Annotated in this window: 14 protein-coding genes and 2 tRNA genes; 8 read left to right on the top strand and 8 right to left on the bottom strand. The window is 44.9% G+C overall.

Annotation, left to right across the window (positions count from 1 at the left end; translation table 11 throughout):
* The 4 genes from H9629_RS08565 to tpiA all read right to left on the bottom strand — a co-directional run bounded on the left by H9629_RS08565 (position 1) and on the right by tpiA (position 1399).
* Positions 1–73, bottom strand: a tRNA-Met gene (locus H9629_RS08565).
* A 53-nt stretch (positions 74–126) separates the two neighbouring features.
* Positions 127–211: transfer RNA gene (locus H9629_RS08560), tRNA-Leu, on the bottom strand.
* A 53-nt stretch (positions 212–264) separates the two neighbouring features.
* Positions 265–594, bottom strand: a complete 330-nt coding sequence (gene secG / locus H9629_RS08555; RefSeq protein ID WP_064094630.1) for a preprotein translocase subunit SecG — start codon at positions 592–594, stop codon at positions 265–267.
* A 13-nt stretch (positions 595–607) separates the two neighbouring features.
* Positions 608–1399 (bottom strand): triose-phosphate isomerase, encoded by a 792-nt coding sequence (gene tpiA / locus H9629_RS08550; protein WP_064094631.1) that lies wholly within the window; start codon positions 1397–1399, stop codon positions 608–610.
* 277 nt (positions 1400–1676) lie between these two features.
* Here tpiA and pilB point away from each other — a divergent pair, with 277 nt between their 5' ends.
* Genes pilB through coaE form a run of 4 tightly spaced genes read left to right on the top strand, consistent with a single transcriptional unit; the run spans position 1677 to position 6108 of the window.
* A complete protein-coding gene (gene pilB, locus H9629_RS08545; protein ID WP_064094632.1) occupies positions 1677–3386 on the top strand; it encodes a type IV-A pilus assembly ATPase PilB in 1710 nt (569 codons plus the stop codon).
* A gap of 31 nt (positions 3387–3417) precedes the next feature.
* The gene (locus H9629_RS08540) at positions 3418–4647 is read left to right on the top strand and encodes a type II secretion system F family protein (RefSeq protein WP_064094633.1); all 1230 of its coding nucleotides are present in this window, start codon (positions 3418–3420) and stop codon (positions 4645–4647) included.
* Positions 4647–5507 (top strand): prepilin peptidase, encoded by an 861-nt coding sequence (locus H9629_RS15470; RefSeq protein WP_191730923.1) that lies wholly within the window; start codon positions 4647–4649, stop codon positions 5505–5507. The genes H9629_RS08540 and H9629_RS15470 overlap by 1 nt, the downstream gene beginning before the upstream one ends.
* 1 nt (position 5508) lies before the next feature.
* On the top strand, positions 5509–6108 hold the full coding sequence (gene coaE / locus H9629_RS08530) for a dephospho-CoA kinase (RefSeq protein WP_191730922.1): 600 nt from the start codon (positions 5509–5511) through the stop codon (positions 6106–6108).
* Between the two features lie 21 nt (positions 6109–6129).
* Here coaE and H9629_RS08525 read toward each other — a convergent pair whose 3' ends face one another.
* From H9629_RS08525 to ppnP, 3 genes are all read right to left on the bottom strand, one after another.
* Complete coding sequence (locus H9629_RS08525) at positions 6130–7053, bottom strand: DMT family transporter (RefSeq protein WP_404793805.1); 924 nt, start codon at positions 7051–7053, stop codon at positions 6130–6132.
* 6 nt (positions 7054–7059) lie between these two features.
* The gene (gene rlmB / locus H9629_RS08520; RefSeq protein WP_191730920.1) at positions 7060–7809 is read right to left on the bottom strand and encodes a 23S rRNA (guanosine(2251)-2'-O)-methyltransferase RlmB; all 750 of its coding nucleotides are present in this window, start codon (positions 7807–7809) and stop codon (positions 7060–7062) included.
* Positions 7810–7943: 134 nt separating this feature from the next.
* Positions 7944–8267, bottom strand: coding sequence for a pyrimidine/purine nucleoside phosphorylase (gene ppnP, locus H9629_RS08515; RefSeq protein WP_004281089.1), 324 nt, complete (start codon positions 8265–8267; stop codon positions 7944–7946).
* A 441-nt stretch (positions 8268–8708) separates the two neighbouring features.
* On the opposite strand from ppnP, the gene recN reads away from it, so the two are divergent.
* The 3 genes from recN (at position 8709) to ruvX (ending at position 11475) form a co-directional block, all read left to right on the top strand.
* Positions 8709–10370 (top strand): DNA repair protein RecN, encoded by a 1662-nt coding sequence (gene recN / locus H9629_RS08510; protein WP_064094637.1) that lies wholly within the window; start codon positions 8709–8711, stop codon positions 10368–10370.
* A gap of 114 nt (positions 10371–10484) precedes the next feature.
* The gene (locus H9629_RS08505) at positions 10485–11039 is read left to right on the top strand and encodes a YqgE/AlgH family protein (RefSeq protein WP_064094638.1); all 555 of its coding nucleotides are present in this window, start codon (positions 10485–10487) and stop codon (positions 11037–11039) included.
* The gene (gene ruvX / locus H9629_RS08500) at positions 11032–11475 is read left to right on the top strand and encodes a Holliday junction resolvase RuvX (RefSeq protein WP_064094639.1); all 444 of its coding nucleotides are present in this window, start codon (positions 11032–11034) and stop codon (positions 11473–11475) included. The genes H9629_RS08505 and ruvX overlap by 8 nt, the downstream gene beginning before the upstream one ends.
* Positions 11476–11535: 60 nt before the next feature.
* On the opposite strand, the gene H9629_RS08495 is transcribed toward ruvX, so the two are convergent.
* On the bottom strand, positions 11536–12156 hold the full coding sequence (locus H9629_RS08495) for an alpha-ketoglutarate-dependent dioxygenase AlkB family protein (RefSeq protein WP_144723576.1): 621 nt from the start codon (positions 12154–12156) through the stop codon (positions 11536–11538).
* 159 nt (positions 12157–12315) lie between these two features.
* Between H9629_RS08495 and H9629_RS08490 the strand changes: the two genes are divergently transcribed.
* Positions 12316–14118: an ABC transporter ATP-binding protein gene (locus tag H9629_RS08490; protein WP_191730919.1), complete on the top strand. Its 1803-nt coding sequence runs from the start codon at positions 12316–12318 to the stop codon at positions 14116–14118.
* Positions 14119–14158 lie beyond the last annotated feature (40 nt).

The raw sequence follows: 14158 nt of genomic DNA, 5'->3' as shown, positions 1-14158 counted from the left end.
AGCGGGAGCTGGATTTGAACCAACGACCTTCGGGTTATGAGCCCGACGAGCTACCAGACTGCTCCATCCCGCATCAATAGAAGTTTTTCAGCTGCATACACCAACTTAAATTTCTGGATTATAAGTTGGTGCGGAAGGGGGGACTTGAACCCCCACGCCCGAAAGCACTACCACCTCAAGGTAGCGTGTCTACCAATTCCACCACCACCGCAGCTGTGACGCATTCTAGTCGCATCACTCAAAAAAAGAAAGGACTAATTAAAACTATTCGGCCGTTTTTGGTGCAGTTGGTGAAGTTTCAACCGGTTGTACCGGCGCAGTCGGTGCGGACTGGACTGATGACAAACTATACGCATTTGTTGTTTGCTTCTTGGCAAGAACCGCCAAAGTCAGACTGGTTACGAAAAACAGCGCAGTAAAAATCGCAGTCAAGCGGGTCATGAAATTACCCGAACCTGATGCTCCGAATACTGTTGCTGCACCGCCGCCGCCGAAAGAGGCACCAGCATCTGCACCTTTACCATGCTGAACCAAAATCAAGACAATCATCAAAACAGCTAAGATAATATGTACTACCAGCACAAAAGTTTGCATGCCGAACTCCTAATTATTGTGTATTTGCAAATGCCTGAGCAATTTTATGGAATGACTCAGCATTGAGTGATGCACCACCGACCAATGCCCCGTTGATATCCGGGCAGGCTGCTAACTCTACTGCATTTTCCGGCTTGACACTACCACCATATAAAATCGCCATAGTCTCGCCATAGCCCGTAATCTGGCTTAAGCCTTGACGGATTTGTGCATGCATGGCTTGCGCATCTTCAGGAGAAGCAGTTTTACCGGTTCCAATTGCCCAGATCGGTTCATAGGCAATCACGACATTTTTCCACTGATCAGCATCCACCACAGCTGCAATATCACAAATCTGCTGCAATACTACTGCTTCTGCCTGCCCGGCTTCACGTTGTTCCAAGCTTTCACCTACACAGTAAATCACGGTTAAACCGGCACTTAAAGCATGCTTGATTTTAGCATTTAAAATGTCAGTATTTTCCGCAAATATTTCTCGGCGCTCAGAATGACCTACCAATACATACTGGATTTGGCTGTCTGCAAGTAATTCAGCACTGACTTCACCGGTGTAGGCACCCATTCCTGAAATACGTGAAACATCTTGCGCTACTGTGTAAATAGGACGAGAAGCGGATGACAGTTCTGCCTGAATCTGGCTTAACGCAATAGCCATCGGCGCCACACCCAGATGACATTTACCCTCAGAGATTGGTGCTGTTTCCAGTAAACTCTTGATACCACGCACCAAGCTCAATGCCTCTGCCTGCACCGGATTCATTTTCCAGTTACCTATCACCCAAGGGGTAATCGTCGAAACCGACATAATTAACCTATTTCATTTACATATTTTCAATTGGGCACATTCTACACGGAATTGGAAAATTAAAAGAATAGTTTTCTTATCACTCATTCTAGGTTTAGACTATCCTAAATGGTTATTTTTTGTTATCACTTAAAAAAATAGGGACTTCTTCTAACCAGTTCATAGTTTTACTGGATATGAGGAAGGTGGCAGCACTCTTTGCTATGGCATTTTTACGTAACAAACGTATAATTTTAATATAGTAATTAAAAAAATTTGATGAGTAGGCATTTATAGCATGACAGCTTTACAGGGGTCGCCGAGATTTACCGGATTTATTCGTCGTTTGGTCGAGGAAGGCGTAATCTCGGCTGAAGATATGCGCAGTGCTTTGGCGCATGCCAAGCAGGAAAAAATAGATATTGTGGCCGAGCTGATTAACCAGCAACAGCTTTCTCCCACCGTCATTGCCGAAACGATTTCAGTCGAATTCGGAGAACCGCTATTTGATATCAGTGTTTATGACCCTGCTCAAATCCTGCGGGATATCATTGACGAGAAGCTGATTACCAAGCATCGCATCCTGCCAATTTTTAAAAATTCCAGTATTTTATATATTGCCATCAGTAACCCGACCAATATTGAAGCAATTGATGCGGTCCGTTTTTCCACCAAACTCAACATTGAAACCATTATTGTTGAACACAATAAACTTGAAAAACTGATCGAGCAGAATTTTACCGAAGAAAGCACTTTTGAATTCGATGAAGACTTTGATCTGGATGTTGATGTCGAATCTGCTGATCCGAATAAAGAAGAGGATGACAGTAACAAGGGTGAAGAAGCACCGATTGTCAAATATATTAATAAATTGCTGATTGATGCGATCCGTATGGGCGCTTCAGATCTACACTTTGAACCTTATGAAAAAATCTATCGGGTACGTTACCGGGTCGATGGCGTTCTACGTCAGATTGCAACCCCGCCCTTACAGCTGGCAAACCGCCTGTCTTCACGTCTTAAGGTTATGTCACAAATGGACATTTCAGAAAAACGGGTACCGCAAGACGGCCGAATCAAACTAAAATTATCCAAAAACAAAGCCATTGATTTCCGTGTCAACTCTCTCCCTACCCTGTTTGGCGAGAAGCTGGTACTGCGTATTCTGGATCCATCCAGCGCGATGCTGGGGATTGATGCTCTGGGTTATGAACCGGAACAAAAAGAACTGTTTATGCAGGCGCTGGACAAACCGCAAGGGATGCTGCTGATCACCGGCCCGACGGGTTCCGGTAAAACAGTTTCTCTTTATACTGGTCTGAATATCCTAAACCGTGAAGATACCAATATTTCGACAGCGGAAGATCCGGTCGAGATTAACCTGCAAGGGATTAATCAGGTCAACGTGAATAATAAAGTCGGCCTGACCTTCTCTGCCGCACTGAAGTCCTTCTTACGTCAAGACCCGGACATCGTAATGGTCGGTGAGATCCGGGATCTGGAAACTGCCGAGATTGCGATTAAAGCGGCGCAGACCGGTCATATGGTGATGTCAACGCTGCATACCAATAGTGCGCCTGAGACTTTAACCCGTTTACGCAATATGGGGGTGCCTTCTTTCAATATTGCCACTTCAGTCAACCTGGTTATTGCACAACGGTTGGCGCGTCGTTTATGTTCACAATGTAAAAAACCTGCCGATATTCCGAAACAAAGCTTACTGGAGATGGGTTTTACCGAAATCGACTTGCAGCAACCTGAGTTCCAAATTTATGAACCGGTGGGCTGCAATGAATGTCGCGAAGGCTATAAGGGTCGTGTGGGTATTTATGAAGTTATGAAAGTAACACCCGAAATTTCCAGAATTATTATGGAGGACGGCAATGCACTTGAAATTGCCGATGCTTCCGCACGTGCAGGTTTTAACAATTTACGCCGGTCAGGTTTAGTCAAGGTGATGCAGGGGGTGACTTCTTTACAGGAAGTCAATCGTGTCACCAGCGAATGATCGGGCGCTGATCTAAAATAAGGATAAAGGTATGGCAGCAGTAAAGAAAGGCCAGATGATGCCGATCTTCAGCTATGAAGGAATTGATCGTAAAGGGGCAAAGATCAAGGGGGAATTGCCAGCAAAAAATATGGCTCTGGCCAAGGTCACCCTTCGGAAACAAGGCATCAGCATAAAAACCATTCGGGAAAAGAAAAAAAATATCCTTGAAGGCTTGATGAAGAAAAAAGTCTCGACACTGGATATTACAATTTTTACCCGACAGTTGGCGACCATGATGAAAGCTGGGGTACCCCTGGTACAAGGCTTTGAAATTGTCGCAGAAGGTCTGGAAAATCCATCCATGCGCGAAGTTGTACTGGGAATTAAAGGGGAAGTCGAAGGGGGTAACACTTTCGCTGGAGCACTGCGTAAATACCCACAATACTTCGATAAATTATTCTGTTCGCTGGTGGAATCAGGTGAGCAGTCGGGTGCTCTTGAAACCATGCTTGATCGTGTTGCGATTTACAAAGAAAAGAGTGAATTACTCAAGCAAAAAATCAAAAAAGCGATGAAGTATCCAGCTTCGGTAGTCGTGGTTGCGTTGATCGTTACCATTATTCTGATGGTCAAAGTGGTCCCAGTTTTCCAGGAATTATTTTCTTCATTTGGTGCTGATCTACCCGCTTTTACCAAGATGGTGGTCAATATGTCGGACTGGATGCAAAAATATTGGTTCCTGCTGATTATTGCCATTGGAGCCATCATTACTGCTTTTCTTGAAGCCAAAAAACGTAGCAAGAAATTTCGCGATTTTCTGGATAAAGCAGCGCTTAAGGCACCGATTTTTGGTGATCTGGTATATAAAGCGATTATTGCCCGTTATAGTCGTACTTTGGCCACCACTTTTGCAGCTGGTGTGCCCTTGATTGATGCACTGGAATCTACTGCGGGCGCAACCAATAACGTCGTATATGAAGATGCTGTGATGAAAATTCGTGAAGATGTTGCCACAGGCCAACAGCTGCAGTTTGCTATGCGGGTTACCAACAAGTTTCCTTCCATGGCCATCCAAATGGTCGCAATTGGTGAAGAATCGGGTGCGCTAGATGCCATGCTGGACAAAGTAGCCACGCATTATGAAAATGAAGTCGACAATGCAGTTGACGGCTTAACTTCGATGATGGAGCCGTTAATTATGGCTGTTCTCGGTGTGCTTGTCGGTGGTCTGGTGATTGCCATGTACCTTCCAATTTTCCAAATGGGTTCTGTGGTTTAATGCAAGATCTTATTCAATATTTTATTCAAAACCCAACGGCGTTGTATATCGCAGTTGGGCTTTTTAGTTTATGTATCGGCAGCTTTTTGAATGTAGTGATTTACCGCACGCCCAAGATGATGGAACAGGAATGGCGTACCGATTGCCAGATGTTCCTGTATCCGGAACAGTCGGTGATTGATGAAGCGAAATTAAGTTTAAGCAAACCCGCTTCGACTTGCCCTAAATGTCATCAGCCAATCCGCTGGTACCAGAATATTCCCGTTATCAGCTGGCTAATCTTGCGTGGCAAGTGTGCGAACTGTCAGAATCCTATCAGCATCCGTTATCCTTTGGTTGAAATTCTGACCGCAGTTTGTGCACTGCTTGTCGTAGCTGTATTTGGCCCTACCCTACAAATGCTGTTTGGTCTGATCCTGACTTATGTACTGATTGCGCTAACCTTTATTGATTTTGACACCCAGCTATTGCCTGACCGTTATACCCTGCCTCTGGCTGCACTCGGTCTGGGCGTAAATAGTTATGCACTCTATACCTCCCCAAGCTCTGCCATTTGGGGGTATATCATTGGTTTTCTGTGTCTATGGGTGGTGTATTACCTGTTTAAAATCATCACCGGTAAAGAAGGCATGGGTTATGGCGATTTTAAATTGCTAGCCGCTTTGGGTGCCTGGATGGGTCCATTATTACTGCCTTTAATTGTGCTGCTGTCTTCCCTGGTAGGTGCGATAATTGGCATCATTCTGCTAAAAGTCCGCAAGGAAAATCAGCCTTTTGCTTTTGGTCCTTATATTGCGATTGCCGGCTGGATCGCTTTTCTTTGGGGTGAACAAATTATGAAAGTGTATTTAGGTCAATAAATTGAAATTTGTACTCGGTTTAACTGGTGGGATTGGCAGTGGCAAGTCTGCTGCCAGTCAGTGGTTTGAAGCACAAGGGATCACGGTAGTCGATGCCGATGTGGTAGCGCGTGAAGTGGTCGAAATTGGGCAGCCTGCACTTACCCAGATTCAGCAGGCTTTTGGCGATTGGGTACTGCTTGCCGATGGCTCACTGAATCGGCGTGCCTTGCGTGAATATATCTTCCAGTCTCCTGAAGCACGCAAGACCCTGGAAAGTATTACCCATCCAGCAATTCGCACTTCCATTATCCAGCAACTACATGCTGCGCAAAGTCCCTATGCCATTCTGGTTTCACCACTACTATTTGAGACCAATCAGCACGAACTCACCCAGCATACCTTGCTGATTGATGCCACCATCGAACTGCAAATTGAGCGAGCCTCACAACGTGATGGCCAGAATATCGAGCAAATTCGCAATATCATTGCCGCACAAATGTCCCGCGAACAAAAGCAGACCATGGCCGATGATATTGTCCTAAATGATGGTCATCTGGATCATCTCTATGCTCATCTCAGACCATTACATCAAAAATATTTAAACATGGCAGCCAGCTGAAGCATAAAAAAAGCAGTCTGATTAAGACTGCTTTTTTTGTTCTGCCAATTTTTGGCTTAGACTGTCCTGATGCTGTAACCAGCGCCACGGCTGTAAAGCCCCAACTGCCATACCCATCAGGCCACAGACCATGGCCAGACTTAAAGTTTCATTTAATAAAGGTACAGCCAGAATTGCCGCAATAAAAGGTGCAAGATTGGTAATACTGCCTGCCTTAAATGCACCAAGACGCTTAATGGCTTCTACATAGCTTAAAGTGGCAATAATCACCACAAATATGCCGTGAAAAATGGTCTGAAACAGTAAATGCTTGGGTTCAGGCACACTCAAATTTTTCGGTAAAAATAGCAGATAAATCGGCACATATATCACTGCCGACCAGATCGCGACACCACACATTGCCTGCCATGCAGTTAGCTGATATTTACGCAATAAAACAGTAAAAATCGCCCAAAGTATGGCACTGATAAAAAACAGCCCGTCCCCTGCCCCAAAGGCCACACCAGTTTCCCGATACATCAGCATACTCATGAGGCACAGTACTACGATCATAATGATCAGGCTGGCCCAGGTATGTTTATCAAAAGCCTGCCCCATCAGAAAAAAAGCCATGATCGCGGTACAGATCGGAATACAGCCATTCAAGAAAATTGCAGCATGGGCGGTAGGTGCGTAGTGAAAAGCACTATAGGCAAACAGGCAATAAATCACCCCGCCAATCATCGCTAAAATAAAAGGCTCTTTTTCCAGTAAAAAAGCGGCCTCTTTACGATAAAGCAAGATCGGCATCAGAATCAGGAATGCCAGAGAAAAACGCAAGGCCACGATATCCCAGGCACTGATCTGCCAAAGCGCATTCAGGCGGGCCGTTAAGGTAAAACCGCCCCAGATGCACATGGTAACAACTAAAAAAACATAGCCTTGCGTACGGTCTGACAATGTCATCATCAATTAAAGGTTACGCTGACGGCAGGCTTCATACAGCGCCATACCTGTAGCCACACTGACATTCAGACTTTGCAGATTGCCTGCCATCGGAATATACACGGTCTGATCACATTGGCTTTGCGTGATTGGACGCAGGCCAGTATCTTCCGCACCCATCACCACACAGACGCCGGTACCGGTGAAATCAAAATTCTGGATCGGTAGTGCTTTTTCATCCAGCATGGTACCGACCACACGAACATTAAAATCTTCTTTGATTTGACCCAAAGTACGCGCCAGATTGGTCACCTGAATGAATTTGACTTTGTCCGCACCACCTGCAGCCACTTTACGTGCTGTCGGAGTTAGGGTGGCTGAACGATCACGTGGCGCAATCACTGCCTCAACGCCCATTGCAGCGGCCGTACGGATACAGGCACCGAGATTATGCGGATCGGTAATATGATCAAGAGCCAATAACAACGCTTGAGGACTTGCGCTCAACAGTGATTCAAGATCTTTTTCATTCAGTGTCGGATGTGCACGTACCGCAGCGACCACGCCTTGGTGAAACGGCTGGCCGGCCAATTTTTCCAGTTTGTCACGGCTGGCTTGCTGCACACTGATTCCAAACGGTTCAGCCAGTTCCAGTACACGCTTTAAACGCTGATCATCGCGTCCTTTGAGAGTGAATAATGTCAAGACACGTTCAGGCTCAAGCTCTAACAATGACTCCACTGAATGTACGCCATAAAAATATTCAGGTTTTGCCATGAACGACCTCTAGATTAGTTATATACAAAAGAAAAATCCCGTAAAGCTGACTTCACAGGATTTCTGTAGCTGATTAGTTTAACCGATTCGCACTGAAATTTCTTGCCCGGTTTACACTGATCTTGAATCTGGACTTAACCTTCAAAATGGCAGACATAGTCCAGCACATCATCGGTTTCGATTTTAAAACGGCTATTGCCCGGTACATAGAAAGACTGACCGGCACGGAACAGCTCACTTTCTTCGCTATCGCCAATCTGAACACGGCATTCACCTGAAACAATTTCCATGCGCTCAGGAACATGTGTTTCAAAGGTCAAGGCATTTTCTGATGGCAGAATGACACCCAACGTTTTCTTGGTCCCGTCTTCAAATTGTACAATGTGACTAATACACAACCCGCCGAAATATACATTAGATTTTTTAAGTACCGATACATGATCAAACTGAGCTGACATGCGATTTCTCCAGATAAAGCATTTTGTAATATTTTGATTGCTGTAGTTTAAATGTGCACCCTCAACTAATCAATCGAAGTTTATCGACGTCGATAAAATATTCTGTATCGCTGAATCCCTTTTATTTGCAGCATGTTTTGGCCTGTATTTTGCTGGCATATCGGCTTCAGTTTCGACTTAACCACCTTCTGCTGAAATAATTTTATTTCAACTATTAGCTTAGAGAACATTGATGGCAAAAATATGAAAATCAGCAATGAATTAACATACTTCTGAGTCAGCTTGTTGCGAAAATACAGTGAAATAAGCATATATGAATCTTTAAAATTTAAGATAGAATGAAATTGATTCGTCCTGATTTATAATAATCCCAGCCATGTTGCGACCCCCAATCCGACATCAGGCTATTTCAATCAAACTTTTCGCAGCCCGGATGCGTTTATGCTGACACATTTAACTCTGATCAATTTTGCTTTAGCTGAGCATCTTGCTATTGATATTGATAAAGGTTTTAACGTTTTAACCGGTGAAACCGGTGCAGGTAAATCCCTGTTACTAGATGCATTGTCTGCCTGTCTGGGTGAGCGAACCGATACCAATTATGTGCGTTATGGTACGGAAAAGGCGGATGTCACCGCCAGCTTCAGCTACCAAGAGCACAGTCCTGAAGCAGCCTGGTTGAAAGAGCATGAACTGGATGATGAATCAGGTGAAATTCATTTGCGTCGGGTAATTTTTGCTACCGGCCGCAGCAAGGCCTGGATCAATGGACGTCCGAGCAGCCTGTCAGAGTTGAAAGAAATTGGGCGTCTGCTGGTTCAACTTTATAGCCAGCATAGCCAGCAGCAACTTCTGGAACCACCTTATCCAAAACACTGGCTGGATCGCTATAGCAATTTTTATGCACCAGCTCAGGAAGTGCGGGACGCTTATAGCACCTGGCAGAAAAATATTCGTCAGCATCAGGCAGCGCTAGATGCACAAGCGACCCGTAAGCAGCGCATGGAAACCTTGGAACTGCAGCTAGAAGAACTGGAAGAAATTGTTCAGACGGATTATCAGGAGATTGAACAGGAATTTGACCGGCTTTCCCATCATGAAGCGATCATGCAGGACTGTGTCTATAGCCTGAATAGTCTGGATGAAGGCGAACAGAATATTTCCCAAGAACTGGCTTCCATTCTACGTCGCATGGAATCACATGCCGGTCGTAGCGAACAGCTTTCCCAGATTCATACTTCTTTACTAAATGCCCAGAGTGAACTCGAAGATGCAACGGCAACATTACGCCAGTTTATGGATCGGCAGAGTTTTGATCCGGAACGTATGGAAGAACTGAATTCAACGCTGGAAATTTTCCATCGTTTGGCGCGCAAATATCGCACCCAGCCGGAATTACTAAAAGAAGAATATGAGGCCTGGCAGCTTGAACTTGAACAGCTACAGCAACTGGAAGATCCGGAAACCTTGGCTGAGCAGGTCGAAGTCTCTTATCAGGAGTTCCTGCACAAAGCCCAGCATCTAGACCAGATCCGTCGTGATGCGGCTAAGCCACTCGCTAAAAAACTGACTGAACAGGTTAAACAGCTGGCTCTGCCTGAAGCGCATTTTGAGTTTAAATTTGAGCCTCTGGAGCATCCGTCCAGTGAAGGTCTGAGCTTTATACAGCTGCTTTTCACGGCCAATAAAGGCATTCCGGCTCAGCCGCTGGCTCGCGTTGCATCAGGCGGTGAATTGTCGCGTATTGCGCTGGTGATGCAAGTCATGAATGCGGAAAAAACCGAAGCCGAAGTTCTGGTCTTTGACGAAATTGATGTCGGGATCAGTGGCGGTACTGCAGAAATTGTCGGACGTTTACTGGCCGGTCTGGGCCAGCATGTACAGATTTTGTGTATCACCCATCAGGCACAGGTGGCAGCACAGTCTGATCATCATTTGCTGGTGAAAAAACAGCAGACCGATCCTGCCAGCAGCACCATTATCAATCTTGAAGAAAATAATATTATTCAGGAACTTGCAAGAATGACAGGGGGTATGGAAATTAGTGAAACGACTTTACAGCATGCCCGTCAGTTACGTCAGTTGAAATTTCAGCAGGCTTAAAACTTTACAATCCGGACAAATAAAATTTGGTGAATCCAAAAAGCTCGAGTAACGTAGCAATTAGGATCATTGGATTTCTCTGCGAAGAAATTAATTTTAAGGAGAACTGCTCAGGTGACCAAACAGTTTCTGACACATCGTTGTCTGATTGCACCGCCGCATGCGAATAATGATTTTTTTGCCCGGACGGTCATTTATCTCGCGCGTCATGATGAAGATGGTGCTCAAGGCATCATTATCAATCGACCTGCCGGCATTCAAATTAAAGAATTGCTGAATGATCTTGATATTGAGGCAGACAACGTCAATCCGCATGAAGTATTGCAAGGTGGCCCTTTACGTCCCGAGGCCGGCTTTGTCTTGCATACTGGCCAGCCAACCTGGCATTCCTCCATTGCAGTCGGAGAGAATGTCTGCATCACGACATCCAAAGATATTCTGGATGCGATTGCACATAACGAAGGGGTCGGTCGCTATCAGATTGCCCTTGGTTATGCCAGCTGGGGCAAGCATCAACTGGAAGAAGAAATTGCCCGTGGTGACTGGCTGATATGCGATTCCGATATGGATCTGATTTTTAACTTACCTTATAACGACCGTTGGGATGCTGCCTATAAAAAAATGGGCGTAGACCGCAACTGGTTATCTTCCGAGATTGGACATGCCTGATGTAAACGCGCCACAAACGATTATGGCGTTTGATTTTGGTACACAAAAAATGGGAATGGCTGTCGGTCAATCCCTGATTGCAAGTACCAATCCCTTAGCTTTATTTCCCATGAAAGATGGGATCCCCAACTGGGATGAACTGCTTAAAATCGTAAAAAGCCATCAACCGGGCTTATTTCTGGTGGGTTTGCCACTGAACATGGATGATAGTGAATCTGAACTGTCGACACGGGCGAGAAAATTTGCCCGTCGTTTACGTCATCAGACCAATATTGAAACCTGGATGGTGGATGAACGTTTGACCACCCGTGAAGCACGCGATGAACTAGATCATTATCAGGCGCAAGGTCGTGGCAAAAAAATGTCTGCGGACAGTATTGCAGCTGCCCTATTGATTGAAAGCTGGTATCGACATCCTGCCGGAATCACACCTTAATTTACTTTGAAAGTTTAAAAAAAGTATCCTTTGGGGTACTTTTTTATGACTGAATGCCACCTAAGGATAAAAATAACGAAAAGTCAGATTAATTCTAGGTTGCAGCACTTTAGTGGTTTTACGGATACAGTGCTTCCAGTATTGCTGAGTCTGTCCACGCATTACAATCAATTGACCACTCTGCAACAGCAGATCGACTGTTGCCTGCTCGGTTTTATGTTTAAAGCTCATCTTGCGGGTGGCACCCAGACTGAGCGAAGCAATAATATTTTCTCGGGATGTTCCCACATATAACGCAGCTTCATCATCACTGTGCCAGCCCAGACCTTGCGAACCATCTTCATATAAATTGGCCAGACAGGAATTAAACGAATGACCAACCAGCTTTTCAATATGCTGTTTTAACCGGAACAGACCCGGTGTCCAGATCTGAGCCTGCTTAAAACTTCCAGAGTAGTGATACTGATAGTGTTCATCACCATACCACACCACTTTGCGTCCCGTAATATAATGCTTGCCAAATAAATTCACTTCGTCCGGCTGCCAGACCAGATGAGCCAAAAAATGCTGTAAATATTGCTGGCTCTGCTTTTCATCCAAAATCTGGCCATAATCCTCCACGACCCCATCAAAGGGTAATAAATTGGCTTGAGCTTCGGGCGCAAAAAGATCCAAAGTCATTTTAACAGATGGCCTAAAAGTACGATATTTGCTAAAAATCTTGGGACTTAAGCTGAAAAATTACAATTCGGTTTCACAAATAAATACAACATTTGCTCTTGTCGCCATTTTTATTCCTGCCTAGACTGAGTTCAACTTTGACAATAAAAATAATTACTTATGAACTTATGGCAGCTGTTTTTAAAACTTCGTCCCTTTGTACGTCCTTATCGGCTGCTGGTAATTGCCACCCTGATTTTAACCCTGATCGGCTCCTTTACTGCACAGGTCAATGCGCTGACCCTGCAATACGCTGTCGACAGCATCAATGCCCTGCTGGAAAAGGGCCAAGGACTGGAGCAAGGCTGGCATATTCTGATCACGATTTCGGCGATTTTGCTCGGCAAAGAAATTATCAATGCCTTTGTTCAGTTCGGGCAGAAGTTCTATGGAGAGAAACTGCGGATTTTTGTGTCTCAGGATCTGGCTCAAGGCATCATTGAAAAGTTTTTAAAATACCGGCTGGCTTTTTTTAATCAGGACAATAATCAGGCCGGAAAACTACAAACCCGGATTGACCGTGGCATCAGCTCCCTCACCCGGCTGGTACAGATTTTCTTTATTGATATTTTACCGTTGTTTACCAGTGCACTTGTGGCGTTGGGCCTGATGTATTACGCCAATGTCTATGTGGGTCTGGTGGCCACTGCCATTGTCCCGATCTATTTCTGGCTGACCTACAAACAGGCGCAGAAACTGGGGGGCTGGCGTCGTAGTCTGCGAGATGGCCGGGAAAAAAAGAGTCAGGGCATTCTCAGCATCATCAACTCGATTACGGTCATTAAATCTTTTAACCGGGAATCGATTGAATCGGAAAAGCAGCTCAACTTGCAGCGCGAACTGACCGACAATCAGATGAAAACCCGTCAAACCAGCTTTCTGTTCGATGGCCTAAAGACCTTTATTGAACAGATCGGCATTGTACTGATTATTATTTTGACCTCCTATTTTGTACTGGATGGCCAGATGAGTATTGGCATGATTATGTACCATGTACTGCTCTTTAATAACGTCTCTGCACCGATTCGCTCTCTGCACCGGATTTATGATGAAGTAAATGATGCCATGATCTATTCAGAGAGCTTTTTCAAGATTCTGGAAGCCGATGATGAAATTGAACCAAGTGGCCAGCAAACACCACCCGTAAAAGGCCGGTTTGAGCTGTGTGGGGTGAATTTTTATTATCCAAATGGCTATCATGCCCTGAAAGATATCAATATGGAAATCCGGCCCAATACGATTACAGCATTGGTAGGCTTATCTGGTGCCGGAAAATCAACCTTGATCAGCCTGCTGGATAAATTTTATGAACCGCAACAAGGCCAGATCAAACTGGATGGCATTGATTTAAAAGACTATGACACCCAATATCTGCGTGATCATATCGGGCTGGTACTACAGAAAAACCATATTTTCCAAGGCACGGTTTTTGACAATATCCTTTATGGAAAAACCAATGCCAGTAGGGAGGAAGTCATCGCTGCGGCCAAAAAAGCCTCGATTCACGAACAGATTTTGCAGTTGCCGGATGGCTATGATTCCGATGCACTGCAACTTTCTGGCGGACAGCAACAGCGGATCGCCATTGCGCGGATGTTCCTGAAAAACCCGCCCATCATTTTTCTGGATGAACCGACCGCCAGTCTGGATGCGATTGCAACAGAACAGATCAAACAGAGTCTGGACCAGATCAAGCAAGGTCGTACCGTAATCATCATTTCGCATAGCCTGTCGCAAATTATTGATGCGGACTATACCTATGTCATGAAAGAAGGTTGTATTGCCGAACACGGTGAACATGATGCACTTTATCATCAGGATGGCGTGTATAAGGAAATTTTTGATGCGATGGCCAAAAGTCTGAATATTGAAAAAATAGCCAAGACTTTTGAAGATGATGCAGAAGAAGAAACCCATAGCTAGCTTTTCTATCCTCATCAAAAAAACCTCCAGTACGGAGGTT

Source organism: Acinetobacter pecorum (assembly GCF_014837015.1).
Classification (GTDB): domain Bacteria; phylum Pseudomonadota; class Gammaproteobacteria; order Pseudomonadales; family Moraxellaceae; genus Acinetobacter; species Acinetobacter pecorum.
This window is presented reverse-complemented; position numbering and strand designations above follow the sequence as displayed.